This window comes from Burkholderia pseudomultivorans (assembly GCF_001718415.1).
Classification (GTDB): domain Bacteria; phylum Pseudomonadota; class Gammaproteobacteria; order Burkholderiales; family Burkholderiaceae; genus Burkholderia; species Burkholderia pseudomultivorans_A.
In genome coordinates this window covers 794576-814226 of sequence record NZ_CP013377.1, presented here as the reverse complement: position 1 = coordinate 814226, position 19651 = coordinate 794576, and the positions used below count along the sequence as shown (strand labels likewise).

Annotated in this window: 15 protein-coding genes; 5 read left to right on the top strand and 10 right to left on the bottom strand. The window is 61.2% G+C overall.

All coding sequences use genetic code 11. The features are described from left to right. Positions 1-584: 584 nt before the first annotated feature. The 5 genes from WS57_RS36820 to WS57_RS36805 all read right to left on the bottom strand — a co-directional run bounded on the left by WS57_RS36820 (position 585) and on the right by WS57_RS36805 (position 7677). Positions 585-2168 (bottom strand): hypothetical protein, encoded by a 1584-nt coding sequence (locus WS57_RS36820; RefSeq protein WP_155623298.1) that lies wholly within the window; start codon positions 2166-2168, stop codon positions 585-587. Positions 2169-2371: 203 nt separating this feature from the next. Continuing rightward, entirely contained in the window at positions 2372-3826 is a 1455-nt protein-coding gene (locus WS57_RS36815; RefSeq protein ID WP_155741080.1) for a hypothetical protein, read from the bottom strand. A gap of 150 nt (positions 3827-3976) precedes the next feature. Then, the gene (locus WS57_RS03465) at positions 3977-4996 is read right to left on the bottom strand and encodes an AAA family ATPase (protein ID WP_059512894.1); all 1020 of its coding nucleotides are present in this window, start codon (positions 4994-4996) and stop codon (positions 3977-3979) included. 9 nt (positions 4997-5005) lie between these two features. Next, complete coding sequence (locus tag WS57_RS36810) at positions 5006-7006, bottom strand: hypothetical protein (RefSeq protein ID WP_155623296.1); 2001 nt, start codon at positions 7004-7006, stop codon at positions 5006-5008. Further along, positions 7003-7677, bottom strand: coding sequence for a hypothetical protein (locus WS57_RS36805; RefSeq protein ID WP_155623295.1), 675 nt, complete (start codon positions 7675-7677; stop codon positions 7003-7005). The genes WS57_RS36810 and WS57_RS36805 overlap by 4 nt, the downstream gene beginning before the upstream one ends. A gap of 887 nt (positions 7678-8564) precedes the next feature. Here WS57_RS36805 and WS57_RS03460 point away from each other — a divergent pair. Together WS57_RS03460 and WS57_RS03455 are read left to right on the top strand one after the other, a co-directional pair. Continuing rightward, a complete protein-coding gene (locus WS57_RS03460; RefSeq protein WP_009690824.1) occupies positions 8565-8792 on the top strand; it encodes a DUF2945 domain-containing protein in 228 nt (75 codons plus the stop codon). Beyond that, positions 8789-9355 (top strand): DUF488 family protein, encoded by a 567-nt coding sequence (locus WS57_RS03455; RefSeq protein WP_069243762.1) that lies wholly within the window; start codon positions 8789-8791, stop codon positions 9353-9355. Before WS57_RS03460 ends, WS57_RS03455 begins: the two co-directional genes overlap by 4 nt. A gap of 43 nt (positions 9356-9398) precedes the next feature. Here the strand turns inward: WS57_RS03455 and WS57_RS03450 are convergent, their stop codons facing one another. After that, complete coding sequence (locus tag WS57_RS03450) at positions 9399-10679, bottom strand: right-handed parallel beta-helix repeat-containing protein (RefSeq protein WP_069243761.1); 1281 nt, start codon at positions 10677-10679, stop codon at positions 9399-9401. 581 nt (positions 10680-11260) lie between these two features. On the opposite strand from WS57_RS03450, the gene WS57_RS03445 reads away from it, so the two are divergent. Next, positions 11261-11998, top strand: a complete 738-nt coding sequence (locus WS57_RS03445; RefSeq protein WP_059512898.1) for a sulfite exporter TauE/SafE family protein — start codon at positions 11261-11263, stop codon at positions 11996-11998. Positions 11999-12274: 276 nt separating this feature from the next. Then, a complete protein-coding gene (locus tag WS57_RS03440) occupies positions 12275-13654 on the top strand; it encodes an amino acid permease (RefSeq protein ID WP_069243760.1) in 1380 nt (459 codons plus the stop codon). Positions 13655-13705: 51 nt separating this feature from the next. Here the strand turns inward: WS57_RS03440 and WS57_RS03435 are convergent, their stop codons facing one another. The 4 genes from WS57_RS03435 to WS57_RS03420 form a co-directional block, all read right to left on the bottom strand. Then, positions 13706-14284, bottom strand: a complete 579-nt coding sequence (locus WS57_RS03435) for an NnrU family protein (RefSeq protein ID WP_059512902.1) — start codon at positions 14282-14284, stop codon at positions 13706-13708. Positions 14285-14561: 277 nt separating this feature from the next. Further along, on the bottom strand, positions 14562-15017 hold the full coding sequence (locus WS57_RS03430; RefSeq protein ID WP_059512925.1) for a TfoX/Sxy family protein: 456 nt from the start codon (positions 15015-15017) through the stop codon (positions 14562-14564). Beyond that, a complete protein-coding gene (locus WS57_RS03425; protein ID WP_059605818.1) occupies positions 15014-16123 on the bottom strand; it encodes a malate/lactate/ureidoglycolate dehydrogenase in 1110 nt (369 codons plus the stop codon). Before WS57_RS03425 ends, WS57_RS03430 begins: the two co-directional genes overlap by 4 nt. 73 nt (positions 16124-16196) lie before the next feature. Next, the gene (locus WS57_RS03420) at positions 16197-17651 is read right to left on the bottom strand and encodes a M20 family metallopeptidase (RefSeq protein WP_060299604.1); all 1455 of its coding nucleotides are present in this window, start codon (positions 17649-17651) and stop codon (positions 16197-16199) included. A gap of 466 nt (positions 17652-18117) precedes the next feature. On the opposite strand from WS57_RS03420, the gene adiC reads away from it, so the two are divergent. Next, a complete protein-coding gene (gene adiC, locus WS57_RS03415) occupies positions 18118-19650 on the top strand; it encodes an arginine/agmatine antiporter (protein ID WP_009690814.1) in 1533 nt (510 codons plus the stop codon). Position 19651: the final 1 nt, after the last annotated feature.

Sequence of the window (19651 nt, the reverse complement as noted above, 5' to 3'; positions counted from 1 at the left end):
CACGGGCCGGAAGTGACTGCGGAGGAGGAACGAGACGAGTGCGCGACATGCGCAGAATACTGCGAACACTAGCGGACGGAGTCAGTAGTCTTTAAGTCACAATATTGACGTCTCATCTACAGAGTGCCCAGCCGGCTTTGTCTGGGCTTTGTCGAATAACACAGAGAATGGGAGGCTTGCGTCGGTAGCAGCAAGTGCCCGGTAATCTGGCTCATGCGAGATCAGCCATTCATCCCTATCGGCCACCGCGTGCTGTGGTTCGCGATGAGGCGGTTGCATACTGCGCATCTGATGGCCAGTCGGTCAACAGTGCGTCGCTCGATGAGAGAGCGTGCGGACGCGGCCGACAGCGCTACCGAATTGGCTTACTCACAGATCGGTCTCACAACGCAAAGGAGACTCAACTCGATACGATGCCTGATACGCACATACCACTTCGGATCCTAAATTTGATGTTGGAATTAGAAATACGTACTACGATCTTCGCGCATGAATCGCTCCAGGCTGATCCTGTTAGATCATGCAAATATGCACACACATCTCCGGAGCTCGACTATTCGCCACGCATCCCAACTACAATTGCGTCACGCGATCAAGCACTGATATCTTTTTGGAGCAAATCGCCGAAAGCACTTTATCTTAAATAATATGTCGTTATAGATAATATCAATCCACATATTTCGAGCCTCAATTTCAATATAGGGACCATCGACGCCAGTCATACATTCACGATCACGGCGTCGACGCTTACATCTCTCAGAAGCACGATCCAAGAGAACTTGCCCGTCCGGAACCGTCACCACGAAAGTCCCTTTCGGCTTCACACCAACACCCTCAGAAGGTTCGATGAAAATAGATGGCAGTGGAATCTCGCGATACCCCTCGAAATCAACAAGCGTTCCACTCACCCTTGATTTAGCAATTATTTTCACATTCCATTTCATATCATCCAAATTCATCAGCAACCTTAGATAATCTATATAGAGTAGATTGGCCAAGTCTCGCGACAAAATCGAAGCCCCGGATAATGGGAGATTTTTCAGCTCTTTTCGGGATATACCCCGATAACGATCCGCCGGACGGCTAACGCCCCCCTCGTTAACATGGCGCCACGTGAGATAGGCGACGCAGACGGCACAAACATAGTCCCGCTCAAGATGCAACCAATCGAGTCGGGACAACAACGTCAGTTCTGCGAGACAGGACCGGTGTGTTCGAACGAATGTTCGGAATACTTTGCGCCGTACAGATCGATAGCAGGATCTCGCTAGATATTCGCCATCGCGCCCCTCCTTATCTTTAGCATCAGATTCCCAAGCAATAATTTTGCCCCTTATGGCCTTCTCACCACAAGGCCAGGTCGCTGGCGGTTCTGAAACGCTTTTCAGACATCCACGCCTCAATTCAACATTTTCGAGCCGCTCGGTCTCGACATCTTGCTTACATAACGCGGGCCCGAGGAGTTCCTTGGCGTGAGGAACTTCCACGCAAACTCCATTCCACCAATTTGTGAACTCAGAACATCGCTCTGACGTCTCACGCAAAGTATCGGGATGCATCCCACTTCTAGCGAAAGGATACGTGAGATCGATAATTTTTACTCTACATGCAGGACAAATTAACTTACCTTTATCAACATGTTTAATTATAGTCCGTACAGCCTGACAGCATCGTCGACAAGGAGCCGTCAAAGGGACGCCATGCCACGGACAATGACTTAATGCCTGAATATCAAATAACGCACAGTGATAATCCAATTCCGCACATTCCGGGCAATGTCTAATACCTAAATCGTAGGTCAACAATTTCGGAAATCCGAGTCTATCAAGGAACCCCGAATTTACCAACTCAAGCGGCTCGCGCAACAGAGCAGCGCATCTATCGACGTCAACCCAATATCCGTAAATTAATCCATTGATAACCACATCCGACTTAGCCGACCGAACAGCAATCAAAGACCTTAGCGCATCCCAGCTAAGATAATTAACTGCCATTATTTTTGCAAAGGTTACCCAGGCAGCCTCGAACGGCACAATTGTCCCAGGAATCCATGTAAGCCGTTGATTGATCGTTAATTTCATAACATATATCCATAAATTAAAAATCAAATGCAGCCAGTCGAAATTTACCGGCCCAACTAAAATCCGAAATCTATAATAATCTGACACCCACCATCCTCCGACAGCTACACCTCTGTGGCAGATACGCATTCACGACGCCATCCCTTGACGCCACTCGATCTCGTAGGGCAACGTTTCTCATATCGATGCAATGGAACAACGATAATTAGTGTGATCGCCTCCGCCATGACGAGGAGCAGCCTACCGGGTATGACAGGCACGTTAACAACTTCTCAATGTAGCCCGCCTGACTATAGGCATACGTATCTAAACACTCGAGCACTGCTGTCGTGCCGATAACGCAGCATGAAAAGTAGATCGATCGACTCAGATGGTCGCCAAGTGAAGATCTGCGCATTGACTTGCGGTTGTGCGTCAAACATTGACCAGCTATGCGACTCCCGTTGCGTGCAGCGCTCCCAGGCCTGCCGTGCGAGGGCCAAGGCGTCTGGTAAAACAACCGTCCAGCCCGACACCGCTGCATTTGACAGCAATTCACCTCCATACGCAGATGCCGCAGCCGGTAACTGCAGGTTGCGCGCTCCCAGAGGATTGACGATTATCTTAAGGTTGGTACCAATATGCCCAACCTCGAGTTCCATCCAGATTCTCAAGAATTCAGCATAGAGAACACGCGGCACGAGTTCAATCGACGGAGCCGAGCCACCGAGATTCGGCATTCGAAGCCTCCAGCTTCTAACAGGTCGATCGGCAAACGTGAATGGACGCCCCGTAGGCAAGGTTGGCGGACGGTCTGATAGATATCGAAATACCCGACTACGGGGAAATGCGGTATTTGTTTGCTTCATTTTGTGAAGTACTTGCTCGACCGCATCGAATTCTTGCTCAATTGCACGTCGCCAAGCAATAAAGGCAATGCACACTGCACAGGCTTGCTCACGGTCGAGGCAATAAAGATCCGGCCGCTTTGCCGACGTCAGAATCGATAGACACCGTCGATGCGGGCGGACGAATTTTCGGAAAATCTGTCGCCGAACGGAGCGATAGCATTGAATAAGCGGCGTCCGCCCTGCTTCGATATCATTCACCGCGTCGCGCCTGCACTCTTGCCACCGAACAATGTTGGCAGGCGTTGCACATATATTGGTCAACCAAGATTCCGGTGGCAGAGCAAGCGCACATACGGCCCCCCATTTCAGCGCGATCTGATTCTCAGGATCTGCCTTAGTTGCAGCGCGCAGCGAATCGCCCATCAGTTCATTGGTAGCCTGCTCGTTGGTACTGACGGTGCGCCACCACGCGGTGATTTCCCTGCAGCAGCCTTCGGCTGCTCTGCGAATACCTGGGTCGACGACACCGCAGAGACGATAGGCTGGGTCGACGATTCGCATGCCGCAACCCGGACAAGTGACGATCTCCGAGAAATTGAGCGGTCCCATGGTGCGCACGACCTTCGCGCATTGCACACAGCCCTGCGTGAGTGGGATGCGATGCCACGGGCAATACGTCAGAGCGCCAAGGGAAAACAACGTGCAGTGGTAGCCCGCCTTGGTACACACCGGACAGTGTCGAATGCCCCGCGTGCTCAACAGCGACGCCGGAAAACCCAGCGTGTCGAGAAAACCCGCCTCAAGATCGGCACGCCGCTCGCCTAATAGCGCCGCGTATGTATCGAGCTCGATGTTACGTGCCGAAAGGAATTCATTGCCTGTCCAAACGGCTACTGCCGACGAAAACGATACCAAGCTCCGTAGTTCGCTCCATGTTAGGCGATTCGTTACCATTACTCTCGCGAACACCGACCAGGCCGACTCGTATGGTGCGACACTACCGGCGTGCCACGTAAGCCGTCCGCTGAAAGTCTCACCATCACTTGCATCGAGTCGCTTACGCACCTAATCACCCAATCCGAGATCCGAGGCCTGGATAGCGCTCTGTATGTTGTCCGCCTGCAGCACGAATGCCTCTTCATCGTTTTGGTGAAGGGACAGGAAGAGCCACTCGACCGTCATGGCAACGGCCTCCATACTGAGTCCACGGTCCACATCGGGGATCGCAGCAGTCATCTCGTTCCAAATCAAATTCGCATACTTGCAGAACCGAAAACCTCGGCTAAACGCCAACGGAAAGAAGAATTCCGTATAGCTCCAGCCCGAGCCGTCCGGCCACTCGCTTCTTTCGTCCAGAAAGCGCAGAACGTCTTCGAGCATTTCCCTGGACCTACAACCGTCGAACGACTTGGGCCGCCGGAAGAAGCGGGCGATCAACTGGTGCTTGTTTTGCTCTTGAAGACTGGTAATGAGTTGCTCGACTTCCGGCTGGCCAAATGAAATCGCAGTCATTTTAATGTGACGTAGATGCAACGCATTGCTGAGTTCTAGCAGGTTGACGATATCATGCTGCTTGAACAGATTGATCTCATCAAGAATTAAAACAAAGTGATCTCCCCCTTTTGCATACAAGGCGGTTTCGACGTCAGACACCACATTTCGAAGTAGGATTCCCGCGTCCGTGCGTGAAGCGCAGACGTGGTTTTCGCTCTCGAGAATGACACGGAACGCGTGACCGTCAATGGGGCGAAGCGTCGAGCGCGCAGGAACAACGATGACATGGATTCGAGGAAATTCCTGTAGCAGGTATTGCTGTACTGCCAGTGCGCAGGTGCTCTTTCCGTACCGCGTTTTTCCGACGAACACGAGACCCGTTCGCCTCGCAAACACGCGCTCGCGAATTGCCTGATAAGCGTACCGGACCATCGGAGTGGGAATGGTATAGTCCCGACGCACCAAGGGATGACGGTCCAACAACCCGGCACGGTGCGCGGCCATCCACCCGTCTGGAGGCATCTCGGGTTGAGTGTCAAGCTTCTGACTGCGTTGCCGTTCACCAAAATCTTGATCGGCTGTCTCATCCATATTGCCACCTCATCGACTTTTGGTCCGGTTCTTCACTGTAAAGAAACCCTCGGGTAACGGCTTCAACACAGAGAGCCGCAGTGGCACCGATACCGGCTCAACATGAAGAGAAGACTTGCGCGTGTCGCTGTCATGCCGCACGCGCGGGGGTACTCCCGCGTCATTCGCTACTCGGACAGCTTCAGTCGCATCCTTTGGAGCTGGACCAGGACGCTTCCCCTTCCTCCCAGCCTTGTCGGCCAGATAATCGAGGTACGCGATAACCGGGTCATTCGTCTGGCTGAGTACAATGACTCGTCTATAAATTAGGCTATAAATTGCTTTTCGTGTAGTAAGGTTGTGCTTCGTGATACCCCACTTCGCTTGAGCGACAAGAACGCCGTATTCCCGGCCACTTGCGAGAAACGCCCAAATTTGTCGCAAATCGGAATCGTCGATATAAATCACAAGCTGCTTGCCAACGAGCCATTCGGAGTCGGAAAGCAAGGAATTGGTATAGCGCACATGCTCGAGTTGAATGTACGGTCGACGCCCGGATCTGACTGATCCTCTGACCGTTACCAGTTCTCTACGCAGTGCGAGCTGTGATTTTCCTGCAATACCGGGTGGGATTGTTCTGGCCATACACTTTGGGGAGGCTCCGCAAAGATACTGGCTCATGGTCTCAAGCGGCGACCTGAAATAGTTACGCTCTCCCGGCGTGGCGTTGTGCCCGGCGCAATAGACGTCAACGAGTTGCTCCACCTCGTTTGCAAGGATCGAAAACTTGCTCGCAACCTCTGATGCGTCCTTGGCTCTCCCATGTTTCGGATCAGATCCGGTTGTCGAGGGGAGGCGCTTGAATACGTTGCGCGCAATTTCGTTAAATGTCCTTTCCACATTAGGGCGATGTTCGAAATGACCCGGCGGCCCCCAATTGATCATGAAGCCCGTGCTCTTCCGCACCACATCATGAATCTTGCTGGCGAGATTAGCGAGCGCACCATCGAGCATCGTCACAGTCCAGACGGCGCACGCGGCCTCGCGAATGACTCCGCTCGGCAAGCCACTTCCGGGGAGATAGTCAAGCGGCACCGTCAGCGCCTTGGGTTTCCAAGTTTCGACAATCGCCTTACGAATCAGCTCAGATACATCGTTGGCCGTCACCTCGCTTGCATAGACGATGCTGTATGCAAGTATGGCGGTCGTCATCCGATCAACCGCCGCGAGTAACCAGAGCCGTTGCAATGTCACTTCGCTAGTTGTGCCGTCCGGTGCTTCGAATGCAACGGACAAGAAGGCGTCGACGTGATAGGCGTCGATCTCTACGACGTCGAATGGTTCTGCGCACGGGAGGATTGGCACAAACCCTCTCCCCGTCGCCGCGAGTGCCTTGGCATCAGAGTTCCCATCCTGCTTGATGGCATCACTGAATGAGTCGCGCAATAGGGATCGCATGTACTTCTCGATCGACCGTCTTCCTTGATGCTTAGAACTGAACGGCCATTCATTTGGCGTGACATTCCGACTGCGAAGCGCAGTATGAAAGAGTCGTACCAACGCCATACCGGTCGGTCGATGACCGGCGGGAACACCGTTCCTTTCCCTCTTAAGTTTCGTGATCAGCATTTCCTCAAGGTCAGGAAAGCGCTCCAGCGTGTCGTTGAGCGCACACGACATTCCACCACGTTGCTCCTGCCGTTTCACCGCAATCGGACGGCGCCGCACGTTAGGTTGAAGATGTGCATAGGGCACTACAGCGCGATACCCATGAATCCGGCCATCGTCAGCAATTTCGAGACATTTTCTAACGAGGCTCAGTATCGTGGAGCGATGCTGGCCGGTTACTCGCAAGATTTCTCGAAACGTCCTACCTGCAATCAACATCTCGATCGCTTTTATCCGGTTAGCAATTGTCTCCGTGTACTGACCAGTTCCCAGGGATCCATCAATCGACGGCCATGTATCAAGTGACGGAACACTCGCAATCAGTTCCCTCTTGCTCCGCTGGTCCTGGTGATTGGATCTCATGCCGCGCCCTCCCACTGCCATCGCGTTTCCTGGGTAAAGCTCCGATGTGACAAATCCAAACTCAACCAGCCTTTAATGGCCAGCCGTGCGATCAGCCCTTTCGCAATGGCTTCGCCTACGTCTGGCATTGCATCAAGAAGCTGTTGGACAGTTCCGTTCTCAGTCGAACGAGCGGTTTCGCTTAACAAGATGGTCGGGGCATCTAGCCGTTGCCCCCGTAAAGCAGCAGCAAAGCAAACGACCTTGGCGTAACGCATGGCAAGATTTGCCTTTTCACGCAAGTCGGATTGAAGGATGAACCGAACATTGCTAGCAGTATTCTCCTCGTCTGACCGCGCAACCTTATCCAATTCGGCGCGCTCGTCCGCGACGATTCTGTGGGCAACGACGCGACGGTCTCGCATCGTTGCCCATGCGTGTACGTCATCCCATCCGATGGCCGGGCCATTATCCACAGCCGCGTCGTCCCGTAATTCGAAGGCGATCACATTAGGATCGGCTTCCAGGTATAGGAGCCAATGCAGGAAGCGATAATTTGAAGGAAGAATGCAGTCGCGATCCGTTTTGACACTATATGAGAGATACAGTTGTCGGTCTCTGCGGCCGCGATATCGGTACGCGCGTAACACGTTGGCGCGCTGCTGCGATGACGGCGTGGGATGAGATGCCATGACGCCTCCAATTGTCGGAAACCTATGCGTCTGCAAAGCACACGTTATCCAACTTTAGTTGACACCACGGCCTTATTCATCCTCTCGTTCTACAACGTCGGTGTAAAGTCCGCTCAGTGAGTGACTCGCATTAATGCGGTCTGCAGTTGCCACGAACTCGCCTCCTGGGGCCCAAGTGATGCGGCGAACGCATCAACTTCAGGAAGGCGAAATTTCGTTATCGGACCAGGCAAGCTTACGAACTGGTGCCATGTCAAAGGAAATCGACATGTCGTGCCGGGGATGCATAGTCCGTACAGCCTCAGCGGCATCGATATCGTCCGCGGCTCCCTGCAAGTCGATAACGCCGGTCGCGCCGCAACGGCCAACTAGACCAATATTTCGTCGTTAGGTGGCCCTGACTAACTCGTTTCGTCGCAGGATGCTGCACCCACTAGTCAAACACATCAGATGTTCCGAACCGGGATGCCAAGAAACCATATAACGAATTTGAATGCAGTTGCCGGTGCCCTCCTCCGATACATGTCCTCATACAAGACAAGCCAGTTCCCACCCAAACACATTCGTCCGCGCGGCAGAAATCGCGCAACTCTAGTTCACGCATCAACTTTGTCCAATCTTTTGTTCCGAAATTTTGGCAGTAAACATGCACTCTCAGTAATCAAGTAGCACCGGCGACGCTTGATACACATGCCTTCCTCAGCATTCGAAAAGAGCGCAACTTTAGTTCGTCGGCCTCCCGGCTTGAGGCATCCCCCTCGTCCACTCCGCCGCCCCCCTTTATCCGCCCCCGCGCGGGGACGATAATGAACCTCGGCGTGCACTACCATCACGACATCGACGCTGCACCCCGCGAAAACCGGCGAACACCGCGGAGGACCCACGGCATGACGCAACCCTTCAGGCTGGGCGACTACGTCCGGTGGAATTCGGAGGCCGGCTACGTCACCGGCACGATCATCGCGATCCATACGCAGGATTTCGACTACAAGGGCCATCGCCATCGCGCGTCGCCGGACGATCCCCAGTACGAAATCAAGAGCGACCGGACCGATCACGTCGCCGCCCATCGCGGCCGCGTGCTCGAACGCATTGCCGACGAAGACGACGCATGACGCTCCCGTTCTACACGATCGGCCACTCCAGCCACTCGCTCGACGAGTTCATCGCGATGCTCGAAGCGGTCGACATCGCGTTGCTCGTCGATATCCACAAGATGACGCGCTCGCGCACCAATCCGCAGTTTAACGAAGCGACGCTGCCCGATGCGCTGGCCGCGGTCGATATCGCGTACGAACATGTGGCTGCGCTCGGCGGCCTGCGCGGCAAGTCGCACGACGTGCCCGACGACGTCAACGGCTTCTGGACCAACCGCAGCTTTCACCGTTACGCGGACTATGCGCTGTCGCCGGCATTTCGCGCCGGCCTCGACGAACTGATTGCGCAGGGGCACCGGCAACGCTGCGCGATCATGTGCTCGGAAGCCGTATGGTGGCGCTGTCACCGGCGCATCGTCACCGACTACCTGATCGCGCGCGGCGAAACGGTGCTGCACATCATGGGCGGCAATCGCGTGGAGCCGGCCCGCCTCACGACGGGCGCGACGATCCGTCCCGACGGCACGGTCGTCTATCCGGACACCGAACCATCCGGATCGACGACGCACCCGGACGCGTAACAGCGCGCATGCGGCGCGCCCCGGAGCGAGGCACGCCGCATCGTCACTTCCGCGTCGACGTGGACACAGCCTTCATCTGAATCAGATTCCGCCGCACCGTCGGCAGCGACGCCGTCACCGCGCCGCCCGCCGGAATCGCGCCCGAAGTCGTCGCGCCAACCGGCGAAGCCAGCGCGACGCCGTCCACCGAATTGCCGGACACGACCATGCCGGCGGGCGAGCAACCGTTCGTGATCAGCGACACCGGCACGCCCGCGATCGACGCGAAGGTATTGTCGGCGACCGAGAAATGGCAGACGTTGCCGATCGCCCGGAAGCCGGCATGGCCCGAACCCGATACGCGGTTGCCCCTGACGACGACGTGCGATACCGCCCCCGACCACGTATCGAGCTCGATCGCGCCCTGCTGCGTAGTCTGCAGGCCGTTGTTCGCGTTCGTGCCGTCCTGGATCGCGCTGACGACATTGTTCTCGATCCGCACGTCCGACGCGCCATACGTGTGCCAGCTGTCTTCCTGCGCGACCAGGATGCCTGCCGCCTTCTGCACGCCGGCGACGTCGTTGTTCGAGATCGTTACGGCGCGCCCGCCGACCACCGAAATGCCGCGTCCCCAGTAATTGCCCGATACCGAATTCCTGTCGATCAGCACGTTGCCGCTGAGGCGGCCGTCGCCTTGATAGCTGACGACGGAGATCAGGTCGTCGCCGGTGCCCTTCACCGTGTTGCCCTGTACGAGCACGTCGGTCGAGCCCAGCGTCATGTGGATGCCGTCGGACAGCGTGGCCTCGACGTGATTGCCGACGATCGCGACCTTGCTGGCATCGAGCACGACGATCCCGGCACTGGCGCCGCCGTGGATCGTGACGTCCAGCACCTGCATGTTCGTGCCGCTCACCGCCACCTTCCACGCCCGGAGCGCCGACAGACGCGTGCTGCCCGTGCCGAGCAGCGTGACGCCGACGAGCGTGGCGCCGCTGCCCTGCATCACCAGTGCCTGGTCGTCCGGCGTCGTCGCGACCAGCGTCGCGCCGTAGCCCGAGATCACGACGTCCGGTTTCGAGACCAGCAGCGAGCGGCTGACGAGATAGCGTCCCGGTGCAATCACCAGATGCTGGCCGGGCTGCAATGCATCGAATGCGGCCTGCAGCGCATCGGCCTGATCGCCGCCGTTCGCCGTCGGCCGGACGGTGACGACCGGCTGCACCGGCGCCGTGCCCGACGCGCCCGTCGGCGTGATGGCGACCGCCGGCGATGCGATGAAGCAGGTCGCGCAGGTCAGGAAGACAGCCGCACTCAAGCCGATCGCATGAAACGATTTCTTCATGATTTTTCTCTCTCTCGCACTCGCCCGCGACGGCCGGCGGCAGCCGCGAACCGTTCACGCAAGGGTGGTCGTCGGCGAACGGCCCCGCCGCCGTACGATGTGGACTGCGAAATTCGTTTGCGCCGCCGAAACGGCAGGCAAGGGCAACGCTGCATCGCCGCATGACCGCGATCGATGCCCGTTCGCCCATTCACCCGCCGGCGCACACGCGTATCCCCCGTAAAGGCGGCCCGATTCCGACGGCGCCGGCATTGCATGGCCGGAATCGAACCGATCGACGGCGACTGCATTTCCGAGCGCGGCTGCGGATTTTCCCCGCCGCGCATCAGACAGTCCGTTTCGTCTGCATCATACGTAAACGACAGCGGCCGCGCGATGTCGCAAGACTGCGCGTCGACAGTTTCGGCGCATCGCGCAGCGAGGCCACTGCAGTTGCGGATCTCCCGCTGCCCAGGCAGGGAAAACGCCGCCATCGCAGCCCCGCCGCACGACACCGATCCTGCATTACCATCGTGCGATGCGTCCGTCGCGCCTGCCCGCTTCCGGCATGCGAGCCCAGCCACCTTGCCGCCTTCGCACCCATGCTCGCCCTCGTCATCGTCGCCGGTCTCTGGGCCGGCCTGCAGAACACCCTCGCGGGCGGCGGCTCGTTCGTCACGCTGCCTGCGCTGATCGTGTCCGGCATGTCGCCGCTCTCGGCAAACATCACGTCCACCGTCGCGCTGTTCCCGGCACAGGTCACGACCGGCTGGGCAAGCCGCCATATGGTGCGCGGCGCGGGCCGGCTGTCGTTTCGCGCGCTGTTCGCGATCAGCGTCGTCGGCGGCGCGCTCGGCGGCCTGCTGCTGCTGAAAACCCCGTCGTCGATTTTCTCGCGGCTGGTGCCGTGGCTCGTGCTGTTCGCGACGATCGTATTCGCGTGGGGCAGCTTCTTTCGCAAGCCGGGCGACGCCGCCACGCATCTCGGCCCCGTCCCCGCCGCGATCTCGCAGTTCCTGATCGCGATCTATGGCGGCTACTTCGGCGGCGGGATCGGCTTCCTGATGATGGCCGCACTGACGATGGCAGGCCTGTCGCCGCGTCACGCGATGTCGACGAAAAATGCGCTGGCGGGCGTGATGAATGCGTCGGCCGTCGTGCTGTTCGTCACGTCGCCGCATCTGCACTGGGGCGCGGCGCTCGCGCTCGGCGGCGGCGCGATCGCCGGCGGGCTGCTCGGCACGTGGGCGCTGCACCGCGTCAACGAACGCGTGCTGCGGATCGGCATCGTCTGCATCGGCGTCGCGCTGACGGTCGGGTTGTTTGTCCGGCCGATCTGATGCAGGCGCGCAGCCGGCCGCGACACGCCGGCAATTGATGAGCAAACCGCAAGACGTCTTTCGGATATCTCGTTTGCCGCCGCCCGCCCGTGCACCGCACAATGCGGGGCGGCTTTCGTCGTGGCCCACGCGGCAAGGATCGACGAAGCCCGGCCGGCGCCGGCCGCGTTCGCTGCACCACACGCACCCCGACATCGGCGCCCCGCCGCGACGGCGAAAGATCCGCCATCGCGCCCGCCCGATCCCTTTCCAACCGACAATAATCAGAGGCAGGAGATGCAGGACAACTCATTGAGGCAAAGCCTCAAGCAACGGCATATCACGATGATCGCGCTGGGCGGCGTGATCGGCGCAGGCCTGTTCGTCGGCTCCGGCTCGATCATCGCGACGGCCGGGCCCGCGGCGATCCTGTCCTATCTGTTCGGCGGCATCATCGTGACGCTGGTGATGTTCATGCTCGGCGAAATGGCGTCGCGCAACCCCGACAGCGGTTCGTTCTCCACCTATGCGAGCGCGTATCTCGGCGAATGGGCCGGCTATGCGGTCGGCTGGCTGTACTGGTTCAAGTCGATGATGACGATCACGGTGGAAGCGATCCTGCTCGGCGCAATCCTCCACGACTTCCTGCCGTGGCTGCCGATCTGGGGCGGCGCGCTGTTCATGCTCGTCACGCTGATCGCGAGCAACGCATACTCGGTCCGTTCGTTCGGCGAGGCGGAATACTGGCTGTCGTTCGCGAAGGTTGCGACGATCGTCGTGTTCATGGCGCTCGGCGTATCGATCCTGCTCGGCTTCCAGCCGCGCATTCCCGCACCGGGCCTCGTGAACCTGACGAACCACGGCGGCTTCATGCCGAACGGCGTCACGCCGGTGCTCGCCGGGATCATGGTCGTGATCTTCTCGCTGGGCGGCAGCGAGATCGCGGCCGTCGCGGCCGGCGAATCGGAGAACCCGGCAAAGAACGTGATCAAGGCGATCAAGAGCGTGATCGTGCGCGTGATGGTGTTCTACGTCGGCTCGGTGTCGATCCTGATTCTATGCATGCCGTGGACCGACAAGGCCAACCTGAAATCGCCCTACGTGTCGCTGTTCAGCATGGCCGGCTTCAGCGGCGCGGCGGTCGCGATGAAGATCGTGCTGTTCGTGTCGTTCATGTCGGTGATGAACTCGTTCCTGTTCTCGAACTCGCGCATGCTGTTCTCGCTGAGCCAGCGCGGCCATGCGCCCGCACTGTTCGGCCGCACCAACGCGAAAGGCGTACCGATCAACGCGCTGGCGCTGTGCCTCGCGATCTGCGTGTCGATCCTCGGCGTTCACTTCGTCAGCGGCGGCGACCTGTTCCTGATGCTCGCGAAAAGCAGCGGCGCATTCGTGATGATCGTGTGGATCTTCATCATCGTCGCGCACTTCGCGATGCGCCGGCAGACGAAGCACGTTCCGCACGATCCGTCGGCATTCCGCGCCTGGTTCTATCCGGTGTCGAACTGGATCGCGCTGCTGGCGCTGGTCGCGGTGCTGGCTTCGCAGGCGTTCAATCCGGATTCGCAGTTCCAGTTCTGGTTCACCGTACTGACGGCGCTTGCGATCGTCGCGTCGTATTTCCTGCGCCGCAAACCGGCATCGCTCGGCGAGACGTCCGGCGCGAATCCGCGCTGACAGACGGCGGGCGGTGCGCCGTCGCCAGCCGTTCGCCCGTCGGCCGTCCGCTCAACCGAACGGCCGCACGCCGATCAACCAGCCGTGCAGGAACAGCGCGAACACGGCCCACACGACGACTCCGCCGACGACCGCGACGACGTCGCCGCGCAGTCCGCCGGCCGGATAGCGGACGCCGTCACGCCGATCGCGCGCACGCGACACGATGAAATCGACGAGCGACCATACGAAGAACGCGCCGAACAGCACGACCGCATGCAGCGTGCCGTTGGCGAGCAGGTGCGCGATCGCCCAGACCATCACGCCGGCCACCATCGGGTGGCCAACGAGCGTCTTGATGCGGTTGCGCGGCACGTAGGACGCGGCGATCAGCACGAAGGCGATCGCGGTCAGCATGCCCGTCAGGTGGCGCACGCCGACCGGCGACACCCACAGCAGCGTCGCGTTCTCGCGCGCGATCCCGTAGCCGCGCACGATCAGCACGAACCCGATGATCGATGCGATCGAATAGCCGGCCTTCCAGCCCTTCTCGCCGATCCGCGCGATCGTCGCGGACCGCCAGCCGTCCGCGACGATCCGGACCGAGTGCACACCGAGAAAGATCGCTAAACCGAGAATCAGGACGAGCATCGGCTGTCTCCGTCTGGAATGAAGGTGGGGAATGCAGCCCGCGCGGCATTCTGCGCGCCGTTCGCGGTGCCGGCGACGCCGCCGGCGCGATCGCGCCGGGCACGGACGCGACCGCGCCGATCATAAACGCGGCGAACGTCATTGTGAAGCCCGCGCATCCCGGTCCTGCGCTGCGGCAAACCGTGATCGTGATGCGTCCTCCGAAACGTCGGCGGTTCGTATACCGGAAATAGCGATGGAGCGGAACTCGCGCAGCCTTCGCTTCACGCGCGCGGCGCTAAATCTTGTTGCGCTTCGACGGCGATTTCGCTGCCGGTTTTGCAGCCGGTTTCGCTGTCCGCTTCGACGCCGGTTTCGACGCCGGCTTCACCACCGCCTTCGCCTTGCGTTTCGGCACGCCGGCCAGCAGCGCCGCGCGATACGCGCCGCGACACCAGTCGAACAGCGCGCCCGCATCCTCGAGCACGTCGGCCGGCGTTTCGTAGTAGCCCTCGAGCGCGACGGTCCGCGTCGGCCGCTCGTACGAGAACGGCCCCATCCCGGCCGCCACGAACGCCGGCCGGTTCACGTCGTCGACGCGCAGGAACAGCGAGCCGCGCGACATGAAGCCGAACATCACGCCGTCGAGCCGCATCGCCGCGCCGCTGAAGAAGCGCGCGACCTCGACCTTGCCGAGCGGCGCAAGCCGATACGCGATCTCCTCGCCGTGCGCCTTCTCCGCTTGCCAGCTCATGCCGGCTCCGTGCAGCGCCGCGTCCACGCATCGAGTTCGGCGGCGTCGAAGCCGACGGCCGCCGCGCTGTCGCGAATCTGCCGCCACGTCGCGCGATCGACCGGAATGCCGTTCGCACCGCGTGCGGCTCGGCTGGCCTCTTCCGGCTCGCCGGGCATCTGTACCGGCGCCTCGCCCGCCTGCGGCGACGCCTTCGCCCATGCGACGAACGCATCGGCTTCGCGCTGCGCATCGGCCGCATCGAACGCGTTCGGATCGATCAGCACCGACAGCATCCCGTTGACGATCGCACTCGTCTTCTGCAGCGTGTCGCCATAGGTCGTATGCCCGCCGACGAGCGCGCCGCCGAAGATCTCGCACATCGCCGCAAGCGCGTAACCCTTGTGCAGCCCGAACGGCAGCAGCGCGCCGAACGGCTTCTCGTGCATCACGGCCGGATCGTCGGTCGGCTGGCCGCGATGGTCGATCAGCGAGCCGGCCGGCACGCGCCGGCCCTGGTTGTACGCGACGCGCGTCTTGCCGTATGCGATCGCACTGGTCGCGAAATCGAGCAGCAGCGGCGGCCGGCCCGCACGCGGGTACGCGGCGCAAAACGGATTGGTGCCGAACCGCGGATCGGTGCCATGCAGCGGCGCGACCAGCAGGTCGCCCGGCACGTTGACGAAATGGAACGACACGAGCCCGGCCTGCGCGCACTGCTCGGCCCAGTGCCCGATGCGGCCGAGGTGATGCACGTCGCGCAGGCCGATCGCGCAGATGCCCATCCGCCGCGCGCGCTCGATCCCCTCGACCATCGCCTCGAAGGCGATCACCTGGCCGAAGCCGCGCCCGCCGTCGATGGTCAGCACCGCGCCGCCGTCGCGCACGATCGACGCATGCCGGTTCAAATGCAACTGCCCTTCGCGCCACGACGCGACGTAGTTCGGGATCATGCCGACGCCGTGCGAATCGTGCCCGGCGAGGTTCGCGCCGACCAGATGATCGGCGACGAGCCGCGCCTCGCGCGCACTGCTGCCGGCCCGTTCCCACAGCGCCGCGACGAAGGCATGCAACGGTTCGGCGCGCATGCGCAGCGGATCGGTATCGGGTGTCGTCGGCGCGGTCATCGGCAGGTCTCCTCCTGGTCGAAGCGGATCGAATCGAATGGGCGGCGGCCCGGGCGAGCGGGCCGCCGTGACGTCAGCGTGCGGAGGCGATCACGTCCGCGACCGCCGCGGTCAGTTTCTTCGCGTAAGGCACATGCAGGAACTCGTTCGGGCCATGCGCGTTCGACTTCGGCCCGAGCACGCCGCACACCATGAACTGCGCGGCCGGGAATCCTTCCTGCAGCACGTTCATCAGCGGAATCGTGCCGCCGAGGCCCATATATGCGCAGTCCGCGCCGAAGTGGCGACGCGACGCGGCATCGAGCGACGACGCGAGCCACGGCGCGAGATCGGGCGCGCTCCAGCCGGTCGCGGCGCCCGCATCCGGCTTGAACGTGACCTTCGCGTTGTACGGCGGATCGAGTTCGAGCAGTTCCTTCAGCTGCTGCACGGCCTGCGCGGCATCGACGAGCGGCGGCAGGCGCAGCGACAGCTTGAACGCGGTGCGCGGACGCAGCACGTTGCCCGCGTCGGCAAGCGCCGGCAGGCCGGCCGCGCCCGTCACCGACAGCGACGGCCGCCACGTCGAGTTCAGCAGCGCCTCGCGCGGATCGGTCGTGGTCGGCAGCACCGGCTTGCCGTCCGCGCCGCAGGCCCACGGCAGCCCCTTCCACACCGTATCGCCGAGGATCGCGGCAGCCGCATCGGCCTCGCGCACGCGGCTGTCGGGAATCTCGCAGTGGAACGCGGCCGGCAGCAGGTTGCCGCTCCCTGCATCCTCGAGCCGCTCGAACAGCTGGCGCATCACGCGGAAGCTCGACGGCGCGATGCCGCCGTACACGCCCGAGTGGATGCCCTCTTCAAGCACCTCGACCTGCAGGTCGCCCGACACGAGGCCGCGCAGCGACGTCGTCAGCCACATCTGGTCGTAGTTGCCGGCGCCCGAATCGAGGCAGACGACGAGCGACACCTGGCCGAGCCGGTCGCGCAGCGCGTCGACGTACGGCAGCAGGTCGTAGCTGCCCGATTCCTCGCAGGTCTCGATCAGGCCGACGCAGCGCGGCCGCTCGACGCCTTGCTCGTCGAGCGCGCCGAGCGCGGCGAGGCTCGCGTAGATCGCATAGCCGTCGTCCGCGCCGCCGCGGCCGTACAGCTTGCCGTTCTCGAACTTCGGCGTCCACGGGCCGAGATCCGCGCGCCAGCCGTCGAATTCGGGCTGCTTGTCGAGGTGGCCGTACAGCAGGATCGTATCGGTGCTGCCCGAACGCGTCGCGGGCGTCTCGAAGAAGATCACCGGCGTGCGGCCCGGCAGGCGCACGACCTCCAGCTTCAGCCCCTTCACGGGCTGGCGCTCGGCCCACTGCGCGGCATCGGTGACGACGCGTTCGAGATAGCCGCGCTTCGCCCAGTCGGGGTCGAATGCGGGGCTCTTCGCGGGAATCGCGATGTAGTCGGTCAGGGCGTGGAGGATTTCATCGTTCCACTTGCGCTCGACGAAGGTAACGAGCTTGTCATGGTCGAGGACGGGGGTAGTGTCGACGGAGGTCATGGTGGGGTGCCTGGATCGGGCTGACGAAAATCCAGATGATACGCCGATGCACCGCCGCCGGCGGCCGTTTCCGCGCGACCCGGCGCGGCCGCTATCCGCCAGGCCGAAACGACGATTACGGCGGCCTTTTTTCGTGAAATGAATTAACCGGTTCGGCAAAAAATCGATTATCTGAACCGTTTTAACTTCAATACGTTTCACGCGCCGCTACCGATATCGCGTGCCGCCATAAATTCCCGCCTATATCGCCCGAAAGCCCGTCACACGCGCCTCAGCACCCGACCGATTTATCCCGAAAATGACATATATCAATATTCGGCCGATTAACGACCAGCGTTTACCCTGATTCCCCGTAATTAAGAGATAACATCCGAACGTTCAATAAAACGACGATCCGCGCCGGAATCGTCGATTCGGCGCCGGCCTCGCCACCTCAACCGCATCACGCCTTCTCAAGGAGCCTTGCATGTCGGATGCCAGCTCGTCCTCTTCAAAATCTTCCACGTCGTCCGCGGCCGCGTCCGCGCCGAAGATCGGCGTGATTCCCGCGACGCTGATGGTCGCCGGCAACATGATGGGTTCCGGCGTCTTCATGCTGCCCGCGAACCTCGCCGCCACCGGCGGCATCGCGATCTTCGGCTGGCTGATCACCGTCGTCGGCGCGGTGTCGCTCGCGCTGGTGTTCGCGAAGCTCGCCGCGATCGACCCGGCCGCCGGCGGCCCGTACGCGTATGCGCGCAAGGCGTTCGGCCCGTACATGGGCTACCAGACCAACCTGATCTACTGGCTCGCGAACGTGCTCGGCAACGTCGGCCTCGCGGTCGCGGGCCTCGGCTACCTGACGCACTTCTTCCCGATGCTGCGCGATCCGCTCGTGTTCGCGCTCGCGCAGATCTTCGTGATCTGGCTGTTCACGTACGCGAACATCCTCGGGCCGAACGTCGTCGGCCGCGTGCAGTCGGTCACGACGATCTTCGCGCTGGTGCCGATCCTCGCGATGGCCGTGTTCGGCTGGTTCTGGTTCAGCAAGGACGTCTATCTCGCCGGCTGGAACGTGTCGGGCACCAGCAGCTTCGGCGCGATCGGCGCGACGCTGAACTTCACGCTGTGGGCGTTCATCGGCGTCGAGAGCGCGTCGGTGTCGGCCGGCGTCGTCGAGAACCCGTCGCGCAACGTGCCGATCGCGACCGTCGGCGGCGTCGTGCTGGCGGCGGTCTGCTACGTGCTCAGCTCGACCGTGATCATGGGGATGATCCCGAACAAGGCGCTGCTCGCGTCGAGCGCGCCGTTCGCCGATGCCGCGCGCCTCGCGCTCGGCGACACCGCCGCGAACGCGGTCGCCCTGTGCGCGGCCCTCGGCTGCCTCGGCTCGCTCGCGGGCTGGACGCTGCTGGTCGGCCAGACCGCGAAGGCGGCCGCCGACGACGGCTTGTTCGCCAGCGTGTTCGCGCGCGTGAACGCGAAGAACGTGCCGTCGGCCGGGCTCGCGATCGTCGCGACGATCATGTCGGTGCAGGTACTCGCGACGATGTCGCCGAGCGCCAGCGAGCAGTTCGGCAAGATCGCGTCGATCGCCGTGATCATGACGCTGCTGCCGTACATCTATTCGTGCATCGCGATCAAGGTGCTCGGCTACGGCAAGATGCCTTCGCACCAGTTCACGTTCTATACGATCGTCGGCCTGATCGGCGCGGTCTATGCGCTGTGGGCGATGGTCGGCTCCGACGGCCAGCAGACGCGCTGGTCGCTGATCTTCGTCGTCGCGACGATCGTGTTCTACGAACTGTCGATCAACCGCCAGCGCGAGATCGAGGAAACCCACGTGCATCCGGGCGGCCGCTCGCCGCGCTGGGTGCGCTATCTCGCGCTGGCCGTCACGATCGCCGCGCTTGCCGCGACCTTCTGGATCTCCGTCGGCCGTCACCGCGCCGACATCCTTCACGCGCGCTCGCCGGCCGTCGCCGCGGGCGCCCCTGCAACCCAGCAAACGGGGGAATGAC

Coding starts and splice junctions, on each gene's coding strand:
- WS57_RS36805 (WP_155623295.1), bottom strand. CDS start 7,677: ATGGCATCTCATCCCACGCCGTCATCGCAGCAGCGCGCCAACGTGTTA.
- WS57_RS03455 (WP_069243762.1), top strand. CDS start 8,789: ATGACGCTCCCGTTCTACACGATCGGCCACTCCAGCCACTCGCTCGAC.
- WS57_RS03425 (WP_059605818.1), bottom strand. CDS start 16,123: ATGACCGCGCCGACGACACCCGATACCGATCCGCTGCGCATGCGCGCC.
- WS57_RS03450 (WP_069243761.1), bottom strand. CDS start 10,679: ATGAAGAAATCGTTTCATGCGATCGGCTTGAGTGCGGCTGTCTTCCTG.
- WS57_RS03435 (WP_059512902.1), bottom strand. CDS start 14,284: ATGCTCGTCCTGATTCTCGGTTTAGCGATCTTTCTCGGTGTGCACTCG.
- WS57_RS03440 (WP_069243760.1), top strand. CDS start 12,275: ATGCAGGACAACTCATTGAGGCAAAGCCTCAAGCAACGGCATATCACG.
- WS57_RS03460 (WP_009690824.1), top strand. CDS start 8,565: ATGACGCAACCCTTCAGGCTGGGCGACTACGTCCGGTGGAATTCGGAG.
- WS57_RS03465 (WP_059512894.1), bottom strand. CDS start 4,996: ATGGATGAGACAGCCGATCAAGATTTTGGTGAACGGCAACGCAGTCAG.
- adiC (WP_009690814.1), top strand. CDS start 18,118: ATGTCGGATGCCAGCTCGTCCTCTTCAAAATCTTCCACGTCGTCCGCG.
- WS57_RS03420 (WP_060299604.1), bottom strand. CDS start 17,651: ATGACCTCCGTCGACACTACCCCCGTCCTCGACCATGACAAGCTCGTT.
- WS57_RS03430 (WP_059512925.1), bottom strand. CDS start 15,017: ATGAGCTGGCAAGCGGAGAAGGCGCACGGCGAGGAGATCGCGTATCGG.
- WS57_RS36810 (WP_155623296.1), bottom strand. CDS start 7,006: ATGAGATCCAATCACCAGGACCAGCGGAGCAAGAGGGAACTGATTGCG.
- WS57_RS03445 (WP_059512898.1), top strand. CDS start 11,261: ATGCTCGCCCTCGTCATCGTCGCCGGTCTCTGGGCCGGCCTGCAGAAC.